This is a genomic window from Sphingopyxis sp. NFH-91 (assembly GCF_021401285.1).
In the GTDB taxonomy this organism is placed as follows: Bacteria; Pseudomonadota; Alphaproteobacteria; order Sphingomonadales; family Sphingomonadaceae; genus Sphingopyxis; species Sphingopyxis terrae_A.
Genome location: NZ_JACBGA010000010.1, coordinates 41,037 through 64,879, shown reverse-complemented (window position 1 = coordinate 64,879; position 23,843 = coordinate 41,037). Strand labels below are relative to the sequence as shown.

At 64.7% G+C, this 23,843-nt stretch carries 21 protein-coding genes and 1 pseudogene; 11 read left to right on the top strand and 11 right to left on the bottom strand.

Translation table 11 applies throughout. The features are described from left to right. The first annotated feature begins 81 nt into the window (after positions 1–81). The 4 genes and pseudogenes from L0963_RS17570 to traG form a co-directional block, all read left to right on the top strand. The gene (locus tag L0963_RS17570) at positions 82–324 is read left to right on the top strand and encodes a hypothetical protein (RefSeq protein ID WP_234180915.1); all 243 of its coding nucleotides are present in this window, start codon (positions 82–84) and stop codon (positions 322–324) included. Positions 325–795: 471 nt separating this feature from the next. Then, on the top strand, positions 796–2,070 hold the full coding sequence (locus L0963_RS17565) for an MFS transporter (protein ID WP_234180913.1): 1,275 nt from the start codon (positions 796–798) through the stop codon (positions 2,068–2,070). Positions 2,071–2,217: 147 nt separating this feature from the next. Continuing rightward, on the top strand, positions 2,218–2,706 hold the full coding sequence (locus tag L0963_RS17560) for an NUDIX domain-containing protein (protein WP_234180911.1): 489 nt from the start codon (positions 2,218–2,220) through the stop codon (positions 2,704–2,706). A 155-nt stretch (positions 2,707–2,861) separates the two neighbouring features. Continuing rightward, a pseudogene (traG, locus tag L0963_RS17555) lies at positions 2,862–4,277 on the top strand (IncP-type conjugal transfer protein TraG); the annotation flags it as partial. 216 nt (positions 4,278–4,493) lie between these two features. On the opposite strand, the gene L0963_RS17550 reads toward traG, so the two are convergent. The 8 genes from L0963_RS17550 to L0963_RS17515 form a co-directional block, all read right to left on the bottom strand. Next, positions 4,494–5,009 carry a GNAT family N-acetyltransferase gene (locus L0963_RS17550; RefSeq protein ID WP_217372979.1) on the bottom strand — a complete coding sequence of 172 codons (516 nt, stop codon included), beginning with the start codon at positions 5,007–5,009 and terminating at the stop codon, positions 4,494–4,496. Positions 5,010–5,051: 42 nt separating this feature from the next. Beyond that, positions 5,052–5,429 (bottom strand): hypothetical protein, encoded by a 378-nt coding sequence (locus L0963_RS17545; protein ID WP_234180909.1) that lies wholly within the window; start codon positions 5,427–5,429, stop codon positions 5,052–5,054. Between the two features lie 150 nt (positions 5,430–5,579). Further along, the gene (locus tag L0963_RS17540; protein ID WP_234180907.1) at positions 5,580–5,888 is read right to left on the bottom strand and encodes a DUF190 domain-containing protein; all 309 of its coding nucleotides are present in this window, start codon (positions 5,886–5,888) and stop codon (positions 5,580–5,582) included. 72 nt (positions 5,889–5,960) lie between these two features. Next, complete coding sequence (locus L0963_RS17535; protein ID WP_234180905.1) at positions 5,961–9,200, bottom strand: efflux RND transporter permease subunit; 3,240 nt, start codon at positions 9,198–9,200, stop codon at positions 5,961–5,963. Next, positions 9,197–10,345 (bottom strand): efflux RND transporter periplasmic adaptor subunit, encoded by a 1,149-nt coding sequence (locus L0963_RS17530; protein WP_234180903.1) that lies wholly within the window; start codon positions 10,343–10,345, stop codon positions 9,197–9,199. Before L0963_RS17530 ends, L0963_RS17535 begins: the two co-directional genes overlap by 4 nt. Continuing rightward, positions 10,342–11,610, bottom strand: a complete 1,269-nt coding sequence (locus L0963_RS17525) for a TolC family protein (protein WP_234180901.1) — start codon at positions 11,608–11,610, stop codon at positions 10,342–10,344. The genes L0963_RS17530 and L0963_RS17525 overlap by 4 nt, the downstream gene beginning before the upstream one ends. A 51-nt stretch (positions 11,611–11,661) precedes the next feature. Then, the gene (locus L0963_RS17520; RefSeq protein ID WP_217372984.1) at positions 11,662–12,003 is read right to left on the bottom strand and encodes a hypothetical protein; all 342 of its coding nucleotides are present in this window, start codon (positions 12,001–12,003) and stop codon (positions 11,662–11,664) included. Between the two features lie 41 nt (positions 12,004–12,044). Then, positions 12,045–13,385 (bottom strand): MFS transporter, encoded by a 1,341-nt coding sequence (locus L0963_RS17515; RefSeq protein ID WP_234180899.1) that lies wholly within the window; start codon positions 13,383–13,385, stop codon positions 12,045–12,047. Between the two features lie 141 nt (positions 13,386–13,526). Between L0963_RS17515 and L0963_RS17510 the strand changes: the two genes are divergently transcribed. The 4 genes from L0963_RS17510 to L0963_RS17495 all read left to right on the top strand — a co-directional run bounded on the left by L0963_RS17510 (position 13,527) and on the right by L0963_RS17495 (position 15,677). After that, positions 13,527–13,802 carry a metal-sensing transcriptional repressor gene (locus tag L0963_RS17510; protein WP_217372986.1) on the top strand — a complete coding sequence of 92 codons (276 nt, stop codon included), beginning with the start codon at positions 13,527–13,529 and terminating at the stop codon, positions 13,800–13,802. Positions 13,803–13,872: 70 nt separating this feature from the next. Next, a complete protein-coding gene (locus L0963_RS17505; protein WP_234180897.1) occupies positions 13,873–14,217 on the top strand; it encodes a hypothetical protein in 345 nt (114 codons plus the stop codon). A gap of 86 nt (positions 14,218–14,303) precedes the next feature. Continuing rightward, positions 14,304–15,005 carry a HupE/UreJ family protein gene (locus L0963_RS17500; RefSeq protein ID WP_407047199.1) on the top strand — a complete coding sequence of 234 codons (702 nt, stop codon included), beginning with the start codon at positions 14,304–14,306 and terminating at the stop codon, positions 15,003–15,005. 15 nt (positions 15,006–15,020) lie between these two features. Beyond that, the gene (locus L0963_RS17495; RefSeq protein ID WP_234180895.1) at positions 15,021–15,677 is read left to right on the top strand and encodes a transmembrane anchor protein; all 657 of its coding nucleotides are present in this window, start codon (positions 15,021–15,023) and stop codon (positions 15,675–15,677) included. 98 nt (positions 15,678–15,775) lie between these two features. On the opposite strand, the gene L0963_RS17490 is transcribed toward L0963_RS17495, so the two are convergent. The 3 genes from L0963_RS17490 to L0963_RS17480 form a co-directional block, all read right to left on the bottom strand. Beyond that, positions 15,776–16,603: a class I SAM-dependent methyltransferase gene (locus L0963_RS17490; RefSeq protein ID WP_234180892.1), complete on the bottom strand. Its 828-nt coding sequence runs from the start codon at positions 16,601–16,603 to the stop codon at positions 15,776–15,778. Positions 16,604–16,609: 6 nt separating this feature from the next. Further along, positions 16,610–17,215: a cation transporter gene (locus tag L0963_RS17485; RefSeq protein ID WP_234180890.1), complete on the bottom strand. Its 606-nt coding sequence runs from the start codon at positions 17,213–17,215 to the stop codon at positions 16,610–16,612. A 115-nt stretch (positions 17,216–17,330) separates the two neighbouring features. Further along, a complete protein-coding gene (locus L0963_RS17480; RefSeq protein WP_294033978.1) occupies positions 17,331–20,336 on the bottom strand; it encodes an efflux RND transporter permease subunit in 3,006 nt (1,001 codons plus the stop codon). Here L0963_RS17480 and L0963_RS17475 point away from each other — a divergent pair. From L0963_RS17475 to L0963_RS17465, 3 genes are all read left to right on the top strand, one after another. Beyond that, complete coding sequence (locus tag L0963_RS17475) at positions 20,266–22,911, top strand: efflux RND transporter permease subunit (protein ID WP_234180888.1); 2,646 nt, start codon at positions 20,266–20,268, stop codon at positions 22,909–22,911. The two genes, L0963_RS17480 and L0963_RS17475, sit on opposite strands and share 71 nt — an antisense overlap. A gap of 10 nt (positions 22,912–22,921) precedes the next feature. Next, entirely contained in the window at positions 22,922–23,539 is a 618-nt protein-coding gene (locus L0963_RS17470) for a hypothetical protein (protein WP_234180886.1), read from the top strand. Between the two features lie 80 nt (positions 23,540–23,619). Further along, a complete protein-coding gene (locus L0963_RS17465; RefSeq protein ID WP_234180885.1) occupies positions 23,620–23,742 on the top strand; it encodes a benenodin family lasso peptide in 123 nt (40 codons plus the stop codon). The last annotated feature ends 101 nt before the right edge of the window (positions 23,743–23,843 follow it).

Genomic DNA, 23,843 nt, shown 5'->3' with positions numbered 1-23,843 from the left:
GGCACCTGGGCGCGCACATTTGCCAGGCGATTCCGCCCACAGGTGCTGTCCGGGGAGTTGTCCGCTCTCATGGAGAAATCGTTGACCGATTTGCCGACCGATGTCGTAAATGCCGCTAGCCGTTGGCTTCGTCGCCGAAAAGCAGAGAATTTCGATGATTGGGCCGGATTGGATTCATGGATCAAGTCAGACCCAATTCACATCCGCGCGTACAAACTAGTTATAGAGGAAGACGAACACCAACGGGTGGCCAACGGGGAACCAGCGGTCGGCTTGGGCGGTCAGAGCAATGTGATCCCTTTCCCCGGCCGCGCCAAGGGCTGAGGTTCGGAGATTGAGGAAAAGAAGCGAATCCGAATAACACAGTCTCAGCCTCCGTCTGGATTGTAATTAATCACCAGCGCGCTCGACGAGAAGGACAAGGCGATCGCAACCATATCAGGACGCTAGACATTTCGCGCCGCCTCGGCATCGGGTGATTGCAGAGGCTGTCGGATATCTGGGCTGAATGTAATGCTGCCTTTCGCTTGGTGGCCGCTATGGCCAGGTCTTCCATCTGGGTCACCCAATGCAATGATCACAAATGTCGAGCATCCTTCATGCCATGCTATGCGCGGGCGGGAATAATCAAGCCAGGCTGACGGCGTAACGACTTCCCGCACAAACCGTGGATGCCGCCTTGACCTGACTGGATTCTGGTGGCGAAGGAGTTCGCGCGGTTGCTGCCGCGCATAGCCGCGACACGACAGGGCAGATCCAGTCTTTCCCGAAGGCCAGTTGCATAGCCGCTTGCTGATGGCGCGAATCCCGCGCCCTTGGCAATTGGCCATTGAGGTAGTGGTGCAGGAACAGTTGCGCTTTCTTCGTGATAATTTTCGTTGGCTTGCCGGAGGCTTCCTGCTGTTGATGCTCTCATCTTTCGGCCAGACCTTTTTTATCGGCCTCGCTGGCAATGAACTTCGTGTGCGGTTCGACCTTTCCGGCGGTGCATTCGGACTGATCTACATGGCCGCGACCCTGGCGAGCGCGGCAGTCCTGCCCTGGCTTGGCCGAAGCCTTGACCTGATGCCGGGCTGGAAGGTTACACGCTTTGTCATGCCATTGCTGGCGCTCGCCTGTTTGCTGCTCGCATTCGCGCCGCATATTGCGGTCTTGGTCGTGGCGATCTTTCTACTCCGTCTGTTTGGCCAAGGCATGATGACGGAAATCGCCTTTACCGAGGTGGGCCGCTGGTTCGTTGCGAGCCGTGGTCTTGCCATGGCGATCGTGACGCCGGGACTTCAGGCCGGAACGGCGCTGCTGCCCATCGCCTATGTCCTTGTCAGCGACTCGCTCGGCTGGCAGGCGGCCTGGGTTGCGTCCGCCGCCTTGCTGGTTCTCGCCTGCCCGAGCTTGCTTGTTCTGACCCGTGTCGAACGCGTTCCGCATGCCAGGGAATCAGCGATGGCAGCCGGAAGGACCGCGCGCGACTGGAGCCGCAGCGAGGTTGCGCGCGATCCGATGCTGTATCTACTCCTCGCCGGCACGCTCGCACCGCCCTTCATCGGGACTACCATATTTTTTCATCAGGGCTATTTCATCGCGCTGCGCGGCTATGACGCGATCAGCTTCGCCGCAGCCTTTCCGGTGATGGCAGTCTCGACAATCATTTTCGGGTTCGTTTGCGGCCATCTGGTAGACCGTTTGGGCGCGATCAGACTGCTGCCCTGGTTTCTCGCACCGCTGGCGGTCTCCTCTGCCACTGCCGCGCTAATAACGCCGCTCTGGGGCATCTATGTTTTCATGTTCCTGCTGGGCATCAGCAACGGCTTCACCTCGACATTGCTAGGTGCGCTGTGGCCGGAGGTTTATGGCGTCGCAAATCTTGGTGGCATCCGAGCCATGACGGTATCCGCAATGGTGCTGGCTACCGCGCTCGGCCCCGGCCTCACGGGCATTCTGATCGATCTCGGCGTCAGCCTGCCAGAACAGCTTCTTTGGATGTCCGGCTGGTGCGTGCTCGCCGCGCTGCTTCTGGCCTATGCCGCCCACGAGATCTCCCGCCGCGAGTATGGCCATCGCCGGGTTTGACTGAGGGGGCGTCAGCTGCGCCCGGCTGCATTGCGCGAAGTTCTTGTGCCAATGCGCAGCGGAAAATGCGATTGCCCTGTCAGCATTCGGAACCGCGGAAGACAGCGATTTACGATAGTTCAACCTTAGGCTGCCATCCTGCACGCCATGACAGCCTATATTGAAGCCGATGGGATGCGGCTGCGCCGCAAGGTGCGCGCCGTAGTGATCAACGACGACGATGAAGTCCTGCTGGTGCGCCCGCATGGCTATCGCGAAGGCGAATGGACGCTCGCTGGTGGCGGGGTCGAGAATGGAGAATCGCCAGTCGCCGCGATGCGCAGGGAGCTTTCCGAGGAACTCGGTATCGGCCTGGACGTCGATCTTGAAGAGATTCCCGTGACGAACCGCTTCATCTACTCGCCGGAACACAAGGCGAAACGCGCGCTTGACCATGATGGCCAGGACGCGGTTATGTTCTCCTGCAGGATCGACAAGAATATCCCTTTGTGCCTCCAGGCCAAGGAGGTAGCCGATGCGCGCTGGTTCCCCGCCGACGATGCAGAGAAGGCCTTTCCGGTGGAGAAACAGCGACAGATTTTCGCCAGCTGCATGGCCGTTCTTAGTAAGCGGCGTAACGGCGTGATGCTCGGGTAGCTTGACTGCTTGTTTATTACCGCGCGTTTGGGAGTAGCGATACCTCCAGCATTGCTGTCCGTACAGCTACGCCATCCCCTGTATTTCTGCGCTAGGCTTTCCATTCGGAAAGTCGCGGCTTGATTCCATAACCGACGCCCTCCGATCTTAGCGCTATGTCTGCGACAAAGATCCTATGGGGCCAGATCTTCGCGGTATTTCTGATCGTGCTCGCCTCCGTCTGGGGCGCGACGCAATGGACGGCCACGGCGCTCGCCTATCAGCCCGAGCTTGGAGCGCCGTGGTTTATGCTGGGCGACTGGCCCGTCTATCCGCCGCCGGCCTTTTTCTGGTGGTGGTTCTCGTTCGATGCCTATGCGCCGGAGATATTCCAGACCGGAGCCTTCATCGCCGTGTCGGGCGGTTTCGCCGCGATCGTCGTTGCCATCGCCATGTCGGTTTGGCGCGCACGCGAGCTGAAGAATGCGCAGACCTACGGCTCGGCGCGCTGGGCAACCCGCAGGGAAGTCAGCGCCGCCGGACTGCTAGGGTTGAATGGCGTCATGCTTGGGCGGCTTGGTCCTGACTATCTGCGCCATGACGGTCCTGAGCATGTGCTGTGTTTCGCGCCGACGCGGAGCGGCAAAGGTGTCGGCCTCGTGGTCCCTACACTGCTCACTTGGCCGGGTTCGGCCATCGTTCACGACATCAAGGGCGAGAACTGGCAGCTCACCGCTGGCTTCCGCAGCCGGCACGCGCGGGTGCTGTTGTTCGATCCGACCAATGCCGCGTCGGCCGCTTACAACCCGCTGCTCGAAATCCGCAAGGGCGCGTGGGAAGTCCGCGACGTGCAGAATGTCGCAGACGTGCTGGTCGATCCCGAAGGCAGTCTCGAAAAGCGCAACCATTGGGAAAAGACCTCCCACGCGTTGCTGGTCGGTGCGATCCTCCATGTCCTCTATGCCGGCGAGGACAAGACGCTGGCCGGTGTCGCCGCGTTCCTGTCCGACCCGCGCCGGCCCATCGAGTCCACGCTGCGCGCGATGATGACGACGCTGCACCTCGGCGAGGCCGGCGTTCATCCCGTGGTCGCCAGCGCCGCCCGCGAGCTGCTCAACAAATCGGCCAACGAGCGATCCGGCGTACTCTCGACCGCCATGTCGTTCCTGGGACTGTATCGCGATCCTGTGGTCGCGCAGGTCACGCGCACCTGTCAGTGGCGCATAGCGGATCTCGTCGAGGGCGCACGACCGGCGACGCTCTATCTCGTCGTGCCGCCGTCCGACATCTCGCGCACTAAGCCGCTGATCCGCCTGATCCTCAACCAGATCGGCCGGCGGCTGACGGAAGATTTACAGGCGCGCAAATCGCGCCATCGCCTGCTCCTGATGCTCGACGAGTTCCCGGCGCTGGGGCGGCTCGACTTCTTCGAGAGCGCGCTGGCGTTCATGGCCGGCTACGGCATCCAGAGCTTCCTAATCGCGCAGAGCCTCAATCAGATCGAGAAGGCTTACGGGCCGAACAACGCGATCCTCGACAACTGCCATGTGCGGGTGTCGTTCGCCACCAACGACGAGCGCACGGCCATCCGCAGCCAGTATCGCAGCGCGATCGGATCGCTGTGGAGGAGCTCGAGCCTGACATAGGGGTTCCACTGGCGATGGCCCTCGAAATCGAGGAGCACCGCCCAGACCTGCCCCGGGGTGAAGGCGAGATCATGCTCGCGCCGAAACTCCATCATTGCCGCGCTCCATCGGGCGAGGCTGGAGGGACGGCGAAGGATACAGCCGAGGACGGGGACATGGACGTCACCCTCCCGGCCGCTGGAGCGCCATCAGCACGATGTCGATCCACGCCCCTTCGACATATTGGGCCGACTTCAGCATGCCCTCGCGCTCGAACCCGGACCGCGCATAGAGACGGATTGCCGCCTCGTTATGGGCGAAGACCTCGAGTGTGAGCCGCCGGAGATTGAGCTGGCGCCAGCAATAGTCGATCGCCAGTTCGAGGGCTTCGAAGCCGATGCCCTTGCCGCGCTCGGCAGCCTCGCCGATCCAGATCCCGATCTTGGCCGACCGGTGCACGGGCTCGATCTCGCGTATCTGGATATAGCCGGCGATCTCCGAGCGCGGCTTGATCCTGATGGCGAAGAAGATGCGCGAGGGATCCTGCTGAAGGAGCCAGAACTCCTCCTGCTCGTTCCAGCTCGGCGGGCGATAGGTGCCGTTGATTGCCGCGTCTTCGGCGCTGTCGGTCCATTGGAACAGGCTCGTGAGATCAGGCGGCATGATCGGGCCCAGAACGACCCGTTTTCCGAATATCATGGGGTATGACCCTTTCAGCTTGGGGGAGGTTTGAACCGGCCGCTAGTCCACGCGCCTGCACGACCGCTTCGGGGCGTCGACCTGCTCGACGAAGGCGCGGTCCTCGCGGAACAGGATGTTCATGTCCTCGCCGACGAAGGTCAGGTTCGGGGCCGGCGCAGACAGCGCGATCACCGTCTCGCTTTCGTTCCACCGAAGCCGCAAATCGCGGCGGTCGGCCGAGAAGTCGGCGAGGAGCCGCGATCCGTCCGTGCAGCGGAAATGTTCCTGGCTGCGCTCCGCCCCGGCGGCGATGTCGCGATAATTGCCGCCCTCGGGCGGCTCCGAACAGGCGCCGGTGAGGAGCAGCACAAAAGGAGCGCAGAACAGGCGCAGCGCGCGGTGCCGGGTTGCTGGGGGTCGGGGGACTGGAAACGACATCGGGGGGTCCTCAAAGGGGGTGGGCCGGCTTCAGTTCGCCGGGAAAAGTTTCGCCGCGGGCGGGTCCAGGGCAAGGCGCCCGCGGCGTGGCCGCCTCCAGGGATGCAGGGCGGCCAATTCGGTCAGCATGGCGTCAGGCGCGCCGCATGCTCAGAGGAGCTCGACGGGCAGCAGGGTCATGGCCCCGATGCCCTTCAGCTGGTGAAGCTGCGCCGCGAAGTTTCGCAGCGTTGCGGGCATGTCGACGATTTCGACGATCAGCGGATAATTGTGATCGAGGAAGCTCGTCGCATGAACGAGGTTCGAGTGACCGAAGCCGACGCGCCCGCGCAGCACCGTGACGCCGAGCAATTTATGGGCCTTCGCCTTTTCGAGAATGACCTCGAACAGCGCCTTGTCGCCGCTGACCGCCATCTCGTCGGTGTAGATGCGAAGCAGGGCATAATCCTTGTCTTCCATGGAATTTCTCCTTCGATGGGATTGAAAAAAGGTCCGGCGGCCGCTGCGGGGGGTAAGCGGCCGCCGGACAAGTCAGCTTGCCGTGGCCGGTTCCACCGTATCGCCCGGCCGCTGGTTGGCGGCTGCGGACCGGCGATAGAGCCAGGCCGAGATCGCCGGCAGGACGAGCAGGGTGAGCGCGGTGCAGGTGATCAGGCCGCCGATGACGACCGTGGCCAGCGGCCGCTGGACCTCGGCGCCGGTTCCCGTTGCAAGCGCCATCGGCACAAAGCCGAGGCTCGCCACGAGCGCCGTCATCAGTACCGGACGCACGCGCTCCATCGCGCCGCCGATGATCGCTTCATCATCCCCGATTCCCGCATCGCGGCGGCTGCGGATCGCGCTCATCATGACGAGGCCGTTGAGGACGGCGACGCCCGATAGCGCGATGAACCCGACCGCGGCCGTGATCGAGAAGGGGATTCCCCGCAGCAGCAGCGCGAAGACGCCGCCCGCGAGGGCCATCGGCACCGCGCTGAACACGATCGCCGCCGGCCGGAAGCCGCCGAGCGCCATGTAAAGCAGGGCGTAAATGGCAAGGAAGCAGATCGGCACCACGATCAGCAGGCGAAGCCGGGCCGACTGGAGACTTTCGAACGTGCCGCCCCAATCGGTATACATGCCCGCTGGCAGGTCGAGCGCCCCGATCTTGTCCTGCGCCTCGGTGACGAAACCGCCGAGATCGCGGCCGCGCACATTGACCTGCACCACGACCATCCGCTTGCCATTTTCGCGGCTGATCTGGTTGAGGCCCTGCGTGTAGCTGAACTTTGCTACTTCGCGGAGCGGGATCGAGCTCGCGATCTGCCCTTCGCCCGCCGCGAGCATCACCGGGATCGAACCCAATGTCTCGAGGTCGTCGCGCTGGGCATCGGGCAGGCGGACGACCACCGAGAAGCGGCGATCGCCCTCGAAGAGAAGTCCGGCCTCCCGCCCGCCGAGCGCAGCCGCAACCGTGTTCGCGACCTCCTCGACCGACAGCCCGTAGCGGGCTGCCGCCTGGTGATCGATCTTGACGTCGAAGGTCGGAGCCCCCGACGTCTGCTCGGCGCTGACGTCGCCTGCACCCGGAATACGCCGCAAAACCCCCGCGATGCGGTTCGCCTGCACGCTCATGGCGTCGAGATCGTCTCCGTAGAGCTTCACGGCCACGTCGGCGCGAACGCCGGCGATCAGTTCGTTGAAGCGCATCTGGATCGGCTGCTGAATCTCGGTGCGATTGCCGATGAGCGGTTTCATCCGCTCCTCGATGCGGCGAAGGATGTCCTCCTTGCTCTTCACCTCGGCTGGCCATTCGTCTTCCGGCTTCGGAATCACATAAGTGTCCGACGCATTGGGCGGCATCGGGTCGGTCCCGAGATCGGCATTCCCGTTCTTCGAGAAGACGAGCGCAACCTCGGGCAAGGACTTCAGCGCATCCTCGATGCGAAGCTGCATCTGCGTCGACTGGTCGATCGACGCCGAGGGCACGCGGAAGTTGGTGACCGTGATGTCCTTCTCGTCGAGCTGCGGCATGAACTCCTCACCGAGGAAGCCGAATGCCAGCACCGCGGCGAGGAAGACGCCGACGCCTGACGCCACGAAGGGCTGCGGGCGCGCGACGGCCTTTTTCAGGAGCGGCTCATATTTCTCCTTGAACCAGCGGATCGGCTTGACCTCGGTCTCGCTGACCTTGCCCTTGATCACGATGGCGATCATCGCGGGGATGAAGGTCAGCGAGAGGACGAAGGCGGCTGCGAGTGCGAGCATCAGGGTGATCGCCATCGGCGCGAAGGTCTTGCCCTCGACGCCCTGGAAGGTGAGCAGCGGTACGAAGACGAGGAAGATGATGAGCTGACCATAGACGGTCGGCCGGATCATCTCCTGCGCCGCAAGCGTGGTTTCCTCCATTCGTTCGGAGCGGCTGAGCAAACGCCCTTCATGCTCCTGCCTTTCGGCAAGCCGGCGCAGGGCATTTTCGACGATGATGACGGCGCCATCGACGATCAGGCCGAAGTCGAGCGCGCCGAGACTCATCAGATTGCCCGAGACGCCGAGCGCGTTCATGCCCGATGCCGTCATCAGCATCGTGATCGGAATGACCGCAGCGGTGATCAGCGCGGCGCGGATATTGCCGAGCAGCAGGAAGAGCACCGCGATGACGAGCAAGGCGCCCTCGACGAGATTCTTCTCGACGGTGGCGATCGTCGCATTGACCAGCTTCGAGCGGTTATAGACGGGCTCGGCGAACACGTCCGGCGGCAGGTTCTTGTTGATCGCCGTCAGTTTCTCGGCCGCGCTGGTGGCGACGATACGGCTATTGTCGCCAGTGAGCATCAGCACGGTCGAAATGACCGCCTCCGAGCCCATGCGGCTGCCCGACCCGGTGCGCACCGCGCCCCCGATCACCACTTCGCCGACATCCTTCACGCGAACGGGAACGCCCGCGCGCGTCGCGACGACGGCTTCCTGGATATCCTCGATCGACTTCAGCCGCGCGTCGGCGCGAACGAGAAAGCTCTCGCCGGCCCGGCGCACATAGTTGGAGCCCGCCGATAGATTGGCGCGTTCGAGCGCGTCGGCCAGTTCGGTGATCGAGAGGCCGTAAGTCGACAGCGCGTTGAGATTGGGCTGAACGAGATATTGCTTCACATAGCCGCCGTTGGAATCGACGCCGGCAACCCCTGGAACCGTTCGCATCTGCGGACGGATGATCCAGTCCTGGACCGTGCGCAGATAGGCAGCTTTGGCCAGTTCGGTCGTCAGACGCTCGCCCTCGGGGGTGAGGTAGGCGCCGTCCGATTGCCAGCCGGGCTTGCCGTCGACGATATTTGTCTGCTTTCCATCCGGGTGGCGGAAGGCGACCGAGTAGAAGAAGATTTCGCCGAGACCCGTGCTGAGCGGCGACAGGTTGGGCTGGACCCCGTCGGGCAGGCTGTCCTTCGCCTGCGCGAGGCGTTCGGTCACCTGCTGACGCGCGAAATAGATGTCGGTGTCATCGGTGAACACCGCCGTGACCTGGCTGAAGCCGTTGCGCGTGAGCGAGCGGGTCAGCGTCAGCCCGGGAATCCCGGCGAGCGCCGTCTCGACAGGAAAGGTTACCTGCTTTTCCATGTCGACCGGGCCGAGCGTCGGATTGAAAGTGTTGATCTGGACCTGGCGGTTGGTGACGTCGGGCACGGCGTCGATCGGCAGCTTGGTAATCTGCCAGAGGCCGAAGCCGAAAACGATCAGGGTCAGGAAGGCGACGAACCATCGCCCCCTGACCGAGAGACTGAGGATGCGCGCGATCATTCCGCTGCCTCCTTTTCAAGCTCGGCCTTGAGCAGGAAGGCGTTGGTGGTCGCGATCGGCGTGCCCGCCTTGATCCCCGAGAGGATCGAGACGAGCCCGGCGCTGCGCCCGCCGACCTGCACGGTCTGCGCCCGGAAGCCCTTCGTGGTGCGGACGAAAACGACCGTGCGGTCGCCGATCGTCTGCACGGCATCCTGCGGGACCATGACTCCGTTGGTGATGGCGCCGCCGCTCGCGAAGATGCGGGCCTTCACCAGCTGCCCGGGAAGCAGCGTGCCCGCGACCGAGGGTGTGATGACCACGGTCGCCGACCGGGTCGTCGGATCGACGACGCCGGTTTCGGAGCGCACGCGCCCCTCGATCATGCGGCCGTCGTTCGTCGTTAGCTCGACCCGGTCTCCCGCGCGGACGCGGCCGGCATCGGCCGGCGGCAGGCTCGCGGTGATCTGCATCCGGCTGGGATCGGCGACCCGGAACAGTTCGGACTCGGCGGCGACGAACTGGCCGAGATTGGCTTGCGCCGCGGTAACACGTCCGGTCACGGGACTGACGACGGCGACCGACCGCCCGTCCGAGGCGACCTTTGCGGCACCGGCAGCGGCGCTCGCGCGCCGCGCTTCCGCCTGCGCCACCGCGAGATTGGCCTCGGCGATTTCATAGTCGGCCCTCGGGCTCACCCCCTGACCGAGCAGCCTCTTCTCGCGTTCGAGCTGGCGCGCTGCCAGCCGCTCGCGAGCGGCGGCAGCGTCGCGGTCGGTCGCGATCGTCGAGGCATCGCGGCTTTCGACGAGCGCCAGCGTTTCGCCGGCCCGCACCGGATCGCCGATCCGCTTGAAGATGCGCGTCACCGTTCCCGGCGCGCGCGCCGTGAGCACGGCGACGGCATCGGGTGTCGCCTCGACCGTGGCTGCGGCGGGTATCGCGGCATCGAGTTCGCCGCCTGCCGCGGGCGCGACCCCGATCTGCGACAGCGAAATCCCGTCGGCCGAGATCACCACCTCATTGGACGGCGCGGCCTCGGCCTTGGCCGGAGCCTCGGGAGCCGGAGCATCGCTCCCGGTGAGTTGAGCGATCCCGAAGCCCAGGGCCACGGCAAGCGCCAACGCGGTCGCCGCGCCGGCATAGAAACGATTCTTCTCGGTCATTGGATTTCCTCCCCTGTGATGGTGCGGCCCTGGAGACGGGCGAGCGCAGCGCGCGCGTCGAACCTCTCGGACAGCGCGTCGAGCAGCGTGCCGCGCGCGGCACTGAGACCGCGCCGCGCGGCGATGAGTTCGATGAGCGGGGACTTGCCCGCCTCATAGGCGATGCGAGCGAGCCGATAGGCCTCGTCGGCGGTCTCGAACGTCTGCTCGGCGGCGGCGACACGCTCGTCGGCGGCCTCGTTGAAGGCCATCGCCGACTTGATGCCCGCCTCGGCGTCGAGGCGCGCCGCCGTCGCGCGCGCTTCGGCGCCCTGTTTTTCCGCGAGTGCCGCCGAGATATTGCCGCGGTTGCGATCGAAGAGCGGCAGCGGCACGCTGACGCCGACGAGCATCGCATTCGCCTTGTCGGCCTCGATACGGCGGACGCCGAGCGAGACGGTGACATCGGGAATCGCCTGACGCTTCGCGACCTCGACGCGGTAGGCGGCCGCTTCGCGTTCCGCCTGTGCCGCGAGATAAGGCGCCGTTTGCAGCGGATCGGCCGGCCCATATTTGGGCGTTGCCTCGAACCGCGCCAGCACCCGCTCGGAGAGGCTGGTGTAGCTCATCCCCTGGCCCGCCAGCGCGGACAGCAGGGCATAGGCCTGGACCCGCTCTGCCCTTGCCGTCGATATCGCGGCCTGGAGCGTCGCCACCTCGGTCTCGGCCTGCAGCCGGCGAAGCCTTGTTTCCTTGCCCGCATCGACGAGCGCCGCCGCGATACGAAGATCGTCGCGGGCCTCGCTGAGGCTGCCCTCGGTCAGGGCAAGGCGGCGGTCGGCGATCTCGGCCGCGGCATAGGCCCGGGCAAGATCATAGGCGTAGGTGAGCAAGGCTTCGCGCCCGCGCGCCCGCGCCGCCACAACACCCGCTTCGCCGGCGGCGATGCGCGCAGAGCGTTTGCCGCCGAGTTCGAACGGCTGGTTGTATTGGATCGTCGTTTCGGAGCGGTTGAACCCGCTATAAGGCTGCTTGCCGCCGATATTCTCGGCGAGGCCGCTGACGGTCGGATTGGGACGCACCCGGGCTTGCTCGGCAAGGCCTTCGGCACGGGCGATATCGGCTTCGATGATCTGCGTTCGCGGCGCCTCGGCGCTTTGGCCGAAGAGTTGGTCGAACGAAGGTGCGGGTTGCGCAGCAGCATTCGCGGCGGCAAGCGCGCCGACGGCGGTACATAGGCCCAGGAACGCCCTGCGCAGGCGTCGCTGGCCGATCATATCGGTCATGGAAAATCTCCTAGAATGAAGGATGCAGGCGCCGGCGACCGGCGCGCAGCCTCACATTCTAGGCGGTCGCAGAAGTCCCTCGGGCGCGGTGCTCGCCCAGTCGAGATCGAGCCGGTAGGCCCAACGGGCTCCGGCGAGCAGGAAGCCCGACCAGATTTGAAGTTGCGGCGAGATGTCGGCGAGACCCTGCATCATCCCGTGCGTGATCTTGTGAAGATCGATCTCGGGGGGTGAGGTTTCGCCATCGTCATGGTGCGCCACGGCCGCCGTAACCTGCGAATCGTCGTGGCCTGCCAGCGCGCCGTGCCAGCCGCTCGCGCCCATCACATTGGCGAGCGCGAGAATGGCGAGCAGGGCGCCGAACCAAAGCGCGGCGCCGGGCAGCAATCGCATAACGCGACGCCGCGCCACCGTGGCGGAAGGACGCGCGCGCGTCATGGCTTGCCCACCCATCGCTCGTGGAGATCGTCGATCACATAAGCGTGGCTCGCACCATCGGCATGTTGGCGCCGCAGATGTTCATGGTCGGCCGGCAGATCGGGGTGATCGTGCGCGATCGCATCGGGATCGCTCGCAGGCCAGAGCAGGAGGCCGAGCAAGGTCCCGAAAAGGGCAATTGCCGCCATGGCGGCAAAGGCGGCGGTCATCGAGACCCCCGCGCCCAGCTGTCCGACCAGCGGATAGGTTATGAGCCAGCAGATGTGACTGAGCGCGAACTGCGCTGCGAACAGCGCCGGCCGGTCTTCGGCATTTGCGGAGCGCTTGAGCAGCCGTCCCGAAGGCGTGATGCTCATCGAATAGGCAATGCCGAGAACCGCCCAGCCGCCGAGCAGGATATACCAATAGGTCATGCCCGCCGGCACGATGCTGCTGATCCAAGCGAGCGCGGCGAGCCCCGCCACGAGGATGGCGGCCGAAAGCAGCATCACGCGCCGATCCGGAATCCGGTCGAGGATGCGCGGCAGGATGAAGGCGGCGGCCATCGATCCGAAGCCATAGGCCGCAAGCGTGAGCGCGACATCCTGCTGGGTCATGCCGAGCCGGTCGCGGACGATGACGACCGTGTTGACGATGACCATCGAGCTTGCCGCCGCGGCGGCAAGCGTGACCGCGAGGAGCCCGCGCAGCCGCGGCGTCTTCAGATAGATGCGAATGCCGCGGGTCGTCTTGGCATAGATGCTGGTGTCGCGGCTGGCCGAACGCTCGGGGCGCGGCAGGGTGACCGACAGCACGAGGAGCGCAGAGGCGATGAAGCCGACGGCGGTCCCCGAAAAGAGCCAGTGAAAGTTGATGACGGTTAGGAGCGCGGCGGCGAGCAGCGGGCTCGTGATATTCTCCATGTCATAGGCGAGCCGCGAGAGCGACAGGGCGCGCGTATAGTCGCGCTCGTCGGGCAATACGTCGGGGATCGTCGCCTGGAACGTGGGCGTGAAGGCCGCGGATGCCGACTGGAGAACGAAGATCAGAAGATAGATTTGCCAGATTTCGCTGACGAACGGCAGGCAGATCGCGACCGCAGCGCGAACGAGATCGAGCGTGACCAGAAGCGCGCGCCGCGGCACCCGGTCGGCGAAGGCTCCGGCGATCGGCGCGATCCCGATATAGGCAGCCATCTTGATCGCGAGCGCGGTGCCGAGCACGACGCCCGCGTCGCCGCCGGCGATGTCATAAGCCAGAAGTCCGAGCGCAATCGTCGCCAGCCCCGTCCCGACCAATGCGATGATCTGGGCGAGCAGGAGATGCCGATAAGTGCGATTGGCGAGTACTGCGAGCATTTTTCCGGGCTTGAAATATATCCCCCTGGGGGGATATGGGCCCTATAGACAAGCCGCCGCGATGACGTCAACTGCACCGCGGAAATTTGAGAGATATTAAGGTTGCGAGCCCAAGAGCTCCTCGACCGCAGAGATTTGACCATGGCCGACCATCATCACCCGCATCAGCACACGACCCATCCCGCGATCATCAAACGCCTCAACCGCGCGACGGGGCATCTGAAGAGCATCGTCGGCATGATCGAGGAAGGCCGTCCCTGCACCGATATCGCGATGCAGCTGTCGGCCGTCGAGAAAGCGGTCGCCAATGCCAAGCGCACGCTGATCGAGGACCATATCGGTCATTGTATCGGCGGCGACGCGGACGTGGGCGACAAGGCGATGGCCGAGTTTCGCGCCATTTCGAAGTATCTCTAGCTCCGGCCCCTTACGGATTTTCCCTGACCCGCTCATGCTCCGCCGCTCGCGCCCTAGCCTTTTAATGCTGATGATGCTCTGCCTGACGGCGGCGGCGATGCTGCTGTCCGTCGCCAACACGGCGGTCAGCCACAGCCCGGTCGCAATGCTCGCGGCCGAGGCCGAGCGGCACGCCGAGCTCGCTGCCGAGGTTGCCGATCATGGGCATTCCCACGACACCGGCGACGAGAATGAGCGCGGTGCGGGTCACATGCACGGGCATAACCCTGCCGATCACAATCATGATCCGCCACTCGCCACTCCGGCTCTCCGGATCGACCCGTCGGTCGTGACAGCGACCTGGACCGGCTTCGCGCCCGCGGCGCTCGACGGTCGCAGGGGGCCAAGGCTCGACCGCCCACCCGACCGCGCCTGACTGCGAAATCGACGCCGCTTGTCGCGGCATCCATCTACGCATTTCAGGATAATTTTATGATCAAGGCTCTTACAGGGCCAGGGCGCATGGATAGTGCGCGCTGGCGATTCCTGCTGTTTTTCGTTCTCGCCGCCATGTCCTTCGTCTTCGCGACGGGTGAGGCCATGGCCCATGCCGTCGCCGAAGGTGACAAGGGATATATCCAGGAGATCAGCGGGGTGAACATCCTCGCCTTCATGTATCTCGGCGCGAAGCATATGGTCACCGGTTACGACCATATCCTCTTCCTCTTCGGCATCATCTTCTTCCTCTACCGGATGAAGCATATCGCGCTGTACGTCAGCCTCTTCGCGATCGGCCATTCGACGACGATGCTGCTCGGGGTCTTCTTCGACTTCGGGATCAACAGCTATATCATCGATGCGATCATCGGCTTCTCGATCGTCTACAAGGCACTCGACAATCTCGGCGCCTATCAGCGCTGGTTCGGCTTCCAGCCGAACACCAAGGTTGCGACGCTCATATTCGGCTTCTGCCATGGCTTCGGCCTCGCCACGAAGATCATCGAGTATGACATCTCGCCGGACGGGCTGCTGCCGAACCTGCTCGCCTTCAACGTCGGGGTCGAAATCGGCCAGCTTCTCGCGCTCGGCGCGATCCTGATCGTGATGGGCTTCTGGCGCCGGACCGACAGCTTCTGGAAGCACGCTTATACCGCGAACGTGGTCATGATGGCCGCGGGCTTCCTTCTCATCGGATATCAGCTGACCGGCTACGCGGTCTCCTAATCAAGGACTTGTCTCATGTATAATTCGAATATTCCCTCGAAGTCCGAGCTGCCGAGCACCGGCAAGCTCATCACCTCGACCGTCATCGCCATGGCGACGGCGGGTGTGCTGCTCGTCACCGTCGTCCTGCCGTCCGAATATGCGATCGACCCGACCGGCGTCGGGCGCGTGCTTGGCCTTACCGAAATGGGCGAGATCAAGACGCAGCTCGCCGAGGAGGCGGCCGCAGACCGCGCCGCGGACAAGAGCGCCCAGATCGAGGCCGCGGCATCGGGCATGACGGTCGGCGAAGCCGAGGCCGCACCGGAGGATGTAGCGGCGGAGGCCGAGGGTGCGGCTCCGGCCGCCGCAGCCGGAGGACGTCAGGACGAGCTTCGCATCACGCTCGCCCCAGGCGAAGGCGCCGAAGTGAAGCTGGTCATGAAGGCGGGCGGCAAGTCCAACTTCGCCTGGACCGCGGTCGGCGGACCGGTCAATGTCGACGTCCATGGCGACGGCGGCGGCAAGTCGATCAGCTACAAGAAGGATCGCAATGTGACCCGCGACGACGGCGTGATGACGGCCGAGTTCGACGGGAATCACGGCTGGTTCTGGCGCAACCGCGGCGATGCGCCGGTAACGGTAATCGTCAAGGCGCAGGGCGCGCACAGCGAAATGAAGCGCGCAATGTAAGGCTCGCGGAAGCGATCCATGAGGGGGCCGGGCCGCACACGCGACCCGGCCCTTTTCTTTTGTGTTTGGCGCCGGGCATCAGCGCGCGGTCGCGGGGATTACGGCCGGATCGCGCCCGGCTTTCGCCAGGCGGCGCTGAAGCTTGATCCGACCATGCCGACGGACAGGCCGAGCGGCGCGGCGAGGCGAGCGAGCCATCGCGCGGCTCGAAGTTTCGCGGGCGATTGTCCCATCGCTTTGCGAGCCGCGCACCAGCGTGCGCCCCTGTCGGCGCGGTCGAGATTTTCATAGTCGGTGAAGGCGCGGACGAGGCGAAGCGGATTGAGGCCGCGCTGAAACTCTGACGTGCGTCCCGGCAGTTTGCGATCGACCCATCGCGGCCAATAGTTGACGAACCAGCGTCCCGAATGAACCTCGCGCGGCGCTAGGCGGCTCGCCGTTCCCGACACGAGCAGGAGCCCGCCCGGGCGCAGCAGCCGCCGCAGCTCCAGCAGAATATCCGCCAACTCCTCGCGCCGCACATATTCGAGGACGCTGATGGCGAGGACGATGTCGAAGCTTTCGTCGGGAAAGGGAATGTGCCGCGTGTCGGGGACATGGCGAAAGTCCACGGCCGCGCCGGCACCATATCGTTCGGCGTTGAGCCGTGCGAGCGCGATGGCCTCTTCATCGACGTCGATTGCGGTGACCGCGGCTCCCATCTTTGCGGCAACGATCGCGCTTGCGCCATAATTGCAGCCAAACTCGAGAAGCCTCTGCCCTTCTATTTTCCCGGCATAGGCGGCGAGGAGATGCCGGATTTCCCGCGCGGCGACGGGAACATAGCCGCCCACCCATTTGCTGTCCGGATCGAGGCCGAGCGCCTTTGCCTGCTCCCTGAAACGGCGGTCGGCTGCGCTATCCGTGATGACGGGGTCGCTCCACATCGGGTGTCAATCCTCGCCGTCCGCCCGTTTGCGCGCCTCAGCGCGCGCGTCGCGAAGAATCTCGATGCCGCCCTTGATGGCGATCAGCGCGGTCGCGAACCCGACCAGAAGATCGGGCCAGTTCGTCCCGAGCCACCAGACGAGCACGCCGGCGATCAGGATGCCGCCGTTAGAAATGAAATCGTTGAAGCTGAAGGTGGTCGCGGCGCGCAGGTTGACGTCGGGCTTCTGAATCCGCTGGAGCAGCTTCAGGCAGATATAGTTCACGACAGCGGCGACCGCCGACATGATCATCATCGTCTGGCCGATCGGCTCGCTTCCCTGAAGGTAGCGGCGCCCGACGTCGAAGAGAACGCCGGCGGCAAAGATGAGCAGCATGATGCCCGATGCCGTGGCGGCGCGGGTCTTCCACAACAGGCCGTGGCGGAGCGCCACGAGGCTCAGCGCATAGACGGCGGCGTCGGAGAAATTGTCGAGGCCGTTGGCGATGAGCGCGCTGGAATCGCCGATGGCGCCTGTGACAAGAAAAGCGGCGGCGATCGCGGCGTTGAGCAGAAGGACGATCCAGAGGGTGCGGCGTTCGAGGTCGGCGTTCGCCTGGCTGTTCGTCATAACCGTGTCCTTCCTTCGCTCTTCCTGAAGAAGGAGCGGAACCTCGACGAGGTTCCGCCCAGTATGTCCCGTTGCCGCCTTCGTCGGGGGAGCGTCGCGGCGGCAACGGGGGGTTTCATTCCGCGGGGACGGGCACGCCCTCCGCCGGTGGGGTGCTCGGCCGCTCCTTCTGCTCGGCGCGGCGATGCACGAGCATGTAAAGCGCCGGGAGCACGAGCAGCGTCAGGATCGTCGACGAGATGATCCCGCCGATCACGACCGTCGCCAGCGGCCTTTGGACTTCCGAGCCCGCACCCACATTGACCGCCATCGGCACGAAGCCGAGCGAGGCGACCAATGCGGTCATCATCACCGGTCTCAAGCGCGTGAGCGCGCCTTCGCGGATCGCCTCGAGCAGCTCTTTGCCGCGCTCGCGCAAATCCTTGATGAAGGAGAGCATCACGACCCCGTTGAGCACCGCCACGCCCGAGAGCGCGATGAAGCCGACACCCGCGGAGATCGACAGCGGAATGCCGCGAAGGGCCAGCGCGGCCACGCCTCCCGTCAGCGCGAGTGGCACTCCGGAGAAGACGATCGCCGCATCCCGAACCGATCCGAAGAGGCTGAACAGCAGTCCGAAGATCAGCAGCAGCACCACCGGCACCACGATCTGGAGCCGGGTCGCTGCCGACTGGAGCTGCTCGAAGGTGCCGCCATATTCGACATAATAGCCCTCGGGCAGTTCAACCTCGCTGTCGACCTTGGCCTGCAGCTCCTCCACGAACGAACCGAGGTCGCGGCCCCGGACGTTCGCGGTCACGACGGCCCGCCGCTTCCCATTCTCGCGGCTGACCTGGTTGGGGCCGGCGGCAAGCGAGATGTCGGCAAGTTCCGAGAGCGGGACCCACCCGCCATTGGGAAGTGCCACCGGCAGATTGCCGAGTGCCGGCAGGTTCGTTCGCATATCCTCCGGCAAGCGCACGACGACGTCGAAACGCCGGTCGCCCTCGAACAATTGCCCGGCCGCCCGTCCACCGGTTGCAGTCGAGACGGCATCCTGAAGCGTCTGGAGGCTGACGCCGTAGCGGGCGAGACTGTCCCTGCGCGGCGTGACGGAAAGCATCGGCAGGCCGGTGACCTGTTCGAGCTTCACATCCTGTGCGCCCTCGACGCCGCCGACCATCTCCTCGATTGCCTGCCCGGTCTTGAGCAATTGATCGAGATCGTCGCCGAAGAGCTTGATCGCGACGTCCGAGCGAACACCCGCAATCAGCTCGTTCATGCGCATCTGGACGGGCTGCGTGAACTCGTAATTGTTGCCGGGGATTTCGGCGACCGCCTTGTTGAGTTCGGCAACCAGCTGTTCCCTCGGCTTTCTCGGATCGGGCCAGTCGCTCCTGTCCTTGAGGATGATGAAATTATCCGCAACCGAAGGCGGCATGGGGTCGGTCGCGACGTCGGGCGTGCCGATCTTCGCGAAGACCCGTTCGACTTCGGGGAATTTGCGGATGCGGGATTCGAGCGCTTCCTGCATCTCGATCGATTGCCCGAGACTGGTGCCCGGGATGCGCATCGCATGCATCGCGATGTCGCCCTCGTCGAGATTGGGGATGAACTCGGAACCGAGCCGCGAGGCGAGCAGGCCGCTCGCGACAACGAGCAGCAGCGCGCCCGCGATCGCGACCTTGGGCCAGTTGAGCGCCCGCTCGAGCATCGGCCGATAGCCTTGGCCAAGGCGGCGCATCAGCCAGTTTTCCTTCTCTTCGACCTTGCCCGTGACGAACAGCGCGACGGCCGCAGGCACGAAGGTGAGCGAGAGCAGGAGTGCGGCGGTCAGCGCGAGGACGACGGTGATCGCCATCGGGTGGAAGGTCTTCCCTTCGACGCCCTCGAGCGCGAAGATCGGAAGATAGACCGCCGTGATGATGATGATGCCGAAGATGCTCGGGCGGATGACCTCGGCGCTTGCCGATGCCACGAGGCCGAAGCGTTCGTCGCGATCGAGCAGGCGCCCGAGACGGTGCTGCGCTTCGCCGAGACGCCGGAGGCAATTCTCGACGATGATGACCGCCCCGTCGACGATCAGACCGAAGTCCAGCGCGCCGAGGCTCATGAGGTTCGCCGACGTGCGCGTCTGCAGCATGCCGGTGAGCGTCATCAGCATCGAGATGGGGATGACCGCCGCCGTGATCAGTGCGGCGCGGAAGTTCCCGAGCAGCAGGAAGAGGATCACGATGACGAGCAGCGCCCCTTCGGCGAGGTTCTTCTCGACCGTCCAGATCGTCCGCTCGACGAGCGACGTCCGATCATAGAGCGTTCGCACCTCGACACCCTCGGGGAGCGCCTTGGCCGCCTCTTCGAGCCGTTCCGCCGACGCCTGGGCGACCACGCGCGGGTTTTCGCCGATCAGCATCGCCACCGTGGCGAGCACGACTTCCTTGCCATTCTCGGTGGCTGCGCCGGTCCGTAGACCCGAGCCGATGGCGACATCGGCCACATCCTTGATGCGGATGGGCACGCCGCCGCGCGTCGTGATCAGGATTTCCGAGAGGTCCTGCTCGTTGCCGGCCTGGCCGGGAACGCGGATCAGGATCTGCTCGCCGCCGCGCTCGACATAGCCCGCGCCGCGGTTGGCATTGTTGCTCTCCAGCGCGCCGACGACGTCGTTGAGGGAGAGATTGAGCGAAGCCAGCGCGGCGGGATTGGGGGTGATATGATATTGGCGGGCATAGCCGCCGATCGTGTTGATCTCCGCGACCCCGGGCACCGTGCGCATCTGCGGGCGGATGACCCAGTCGGTCATCGTCCGCAGATCCTCGGCATTATAGGGCGTCCCGTCAGGCTTCTTCGCGCCGGGCTTGGCCTCGACCGAGAACATGAAGATCTCGCCGAGCCCCGTCGAAATCGGCCCCATTTCGGGCTCGCTTCCGTCAGGCAGCTGCGCTTTCGCCGCCTGTATGCGCTCGTTTACCTGCTGGCGGGCGAAGTAGATGTCGGTGCCGTCCTTAAACACCACCGTCACCTGGCTCAGCCCGTAGCGCGAGATCGACCGCGTGTAGGAAAGGTTGGGGATGCCGGCGATCGCGGTCTCGATCGGGAAGGTGATGCGCTGCTCGGCTTCGAGCGGCGAATATGGTCTCACCGCCGCCGCGGTGAACACCCAGCTCGTCCAGCTCAACGTCAATGCGGCCGGCGGCCGGATGGAGGTCGCAGGCTCCGAGCAGGCGGTCCGCATCCTCGGCAATGCGAGCAGCGCCAACGCCCTCGGCGAGACGCTGATCTCGGTCGGGACGAACCGGACCGTGCGCCTCGCCGATATCGCCGAGGTCAAGGATCTCTACGCCGAGCAGCGCTCGGTCTCGAAGCAGGACGGGCGGCAGGTGCTGACCTTCGGCTTCGAGCGCGCAAAAGGCGCCTCCGATGTCACCGTCTATGACGCGGCGGTCGAGGAGCTGCGAAAACTCGAAAAGGAAAACCCCAAGGTCAAATTCACCGAGCTGTTCAGCGACATCGAATATACCAAGGGCCAATATCATTCGGCGATCAATGCGATGGTCGAGGGCGCGATCCTCGCGGTCGTCGTCGTCTTCCTTTTCTTGCGCGACTGGCGCGCGACGCTGATCTCGGCGCTCGCCATCCCGCTGTCGGCGGTCCCGACCTTCCTGTTCATGGACCTCATGGGCTTCTCGCTCAACATGATGACCTTGCTCGCATTGAGCCTCGTTGCCGGCGTGCTGGTCGACGATGCGATCGTCGAGATCGAGAATATCGTGCGCCACATGCGGATGGGCAAATCGGCCTATCAGGCCTCGATCGATGCCGCCGACGAGATCGGCCTCGCGGTGCTCGCGACAACCATGACGATCGTCGCGGTGTTCCTGCCGGTCGGGCTGATGCCGGGCGTCGCCGGGCAATATTTCAAGAATTTCGGACTGACGGTCGTGGCCGCGGTGCTGATGAGCCTCGCGGTCGCGCGCATGATCACACCCATGCTTGCGGCCTATTTTCTCTCCGCGCAGGGTCCGCAAAAGCATGGCGAGGGCCCGCTGATCGACACCTATATGCGCATCTTGCGCTGGAGCCTCGACACCAGCGGGGCCGCTGCCGCGCGTGCGCGCGGCGGGCGCTGGAAATGGCTCGGTTACATCAAGGACCATCGCGTCTGGGTGGTCGGGATCGGGGTGCTGGCGCTCTTTGCGACCATTTTCAGCTTCTCGCTGCTCCCGATGACCTTCCAGCCGTCGATCGATTCCGACACGAGCCGCGTCGCCATCCAGCTCGCCCCGGGTGCAACGCTTGAACAGACCGAGGCGGTGGCCGACGAGGTGACCGATCTCATGAAGCGCGATCCGCTCGTCGAATCCGCCTTGTCGCGGATCGATGTCGGCACGGCGACGGTCTATCTGAAATTGCGCAAGGATCGCGAGCTTACCTCGACCGAGTTCGAAAAGGACCGCGCGCCGCGGCTGGCCCAGGTTCCCGATGCCCGCATCAACTTCCAGTCGCAGCATGGCGGCGGCGGCGGCAGCAGCCGTGACATCTCGATCACGCTCGGCAGCGACGACCCGAAGAAGCTCGAGGATGTCGGCAACCGGCTGCTTGCCGAAATGGCCAAGGTGAAAGAGATCCGCTCGCCGCGTGTCGAGGGCAATCTCCAGCGCCCGGAAATCGTCATTCGCCCGCGCTTTGCGCTCGCGGCGCAGCTTGGCGTAACGACACAGGCTTTGAGCCAGTCGATCCGCGTCGCGACGCTTGGCGAGATCGACCAGAATAGCGCCAAATTCTCGCTGTCTGACCGGCAAATCCCCGTCCGCGTTGCGCTTGCGGAAACCGCGCGCGAGCGGCTCGATACGCTGCGCAACATGCCTGTTCCGACCCGGAACGGGGGAACGGTGCCGCTCTCTGTCGTGGCCGAGATAGGCTTCGGCGCCGGCCCGACCCAGATCAATCGCACCAACCAGGTGCGCCAGCTCACCATCGGGGCCGACCTTGCTCCGGGTCTCGTGACCGGTCAGGCGATGGATAAGGTCGAAGCGCTGCCGGCACTCAAGACCTTGCCCGCCGGGGTCACGCGGCTGGTCCTCGGGAGTGCCAAGTGGCAGGCCGAGATGCTGCGCAATTTCGCGATCGCGGTCGTATCGGGGATCTTCCTCGTGCTGGCGGTCCTGATCCTGCTCTATCGCAAGATTATCCCGCCCTTCGTCAACATGGGCTCGCTTCTGCTCGCCCCGCTCGGCGGGGCGGTCGCGTTGCTGCTGACGGGCTATCCGCTCTCGCTTCCCGTGTTCATCGGCGTGCTGATGCTGCTCGGTATCGTCGGCAAGAACAGCATCCTCCTCGTTGATTTCGCGATCGAGGAAATGGCGTCCGGGGTGCCGCGCGACGAGGCGATCGTCGACGCCGGACACAAGCGCGCGCAACCGATCCTGATGACCACGGTCGCGATGGTCGCGGGCATGATCCCGACCGCGCTTTCGCTCACCGGAGACGGCGCATGGCGCGCGCCGATGGCGGTCACGGTGATCGGCGGGCTCATCCTGTCGACGATGCTGACGCTGCTGATCGTGCCGGCGTCCTTCAGCCTCGCGGCGGGCTTCGAACGCCGGATGGCCCCGCGCCTGCGCCGCTGGTTCACAACGGGCGGCGCGCACGCCGACCCATCGCCTGCGGGCGTCACCGACATCGGCACGGGGCAAAGCCCGGCCGCCGATCGATAGAGGAGTGAAGTTGATGGAGTTCGAGCGGGAGCATGACCTCCCCTATAGTCCGGAACAGATATGGGCGGTCCTCGGCGATTTCGAGAACCACCGGATCTGGAACCCCTATGTCCGGATCGAGCGGCTTGCCGAGGACCCGATCGCGATCCGCTATTCGATGCGCATGGATCCGCACAAACCCAAGTTTCTCGAAGTCTCCGCGACGGTGCTCTCCGCGCGCCCCGGCGAGGAGCTGACCGGCGCTCTCCTTTCGCTGGCGTTGAAGGGGAGGACGCCGAGGCCCGATTTGCCCGGCGGACTGATCTCGCTCGCGAATCACCAGTCCTATCCCGAGGGGCTCAATGGCCTCTTCCGGACCATCGCAATTGCCAGCGGCAATGGCGAACTTCGCGCTTCGATCATCAATTGTGTCGAGCGAAGCATGACAATCCGCACATTGGAGGCTCGAGTCGACGGGTCCGCAAATGATGCGCTCACGGCGATGGCGGACGATTACCGGTTCGGCCGGTGGAGCGCATTACGCAGCAAAATCACGCGCTTCCATCGTCGCCGTGCCTCTTATGCCGGCCGCGTCGCTGCGGAGATCCGGCGCCGGTCCGAGCCGGTGGATAATATTCGGAGAATATGAGTCGTATTAAATTCCTATACGGCGCGGCCTCCTTAGCTTCGAGAGAGCCGCAATTCCGCGGCATCATGGAGGAAACGATCATGGATCGCGAAACCAACGACCTCGTCGAGCTCGGCAGCGTCAGCGCAGACACCCTCGGCGATTTCGGCCCCCCGGTCGAAATCGGCGGGAAGGACCTGCAGAACGGCATCAGCCTCGACTGAGCCGATCGTTCGGGTGTCGGCGCGACCCGCCGGCACCCGGATACGGTATGATGCGATGAGCTGGAAACTCGCACCCGGTGTGGGCTTTTGCACCGTTGGCC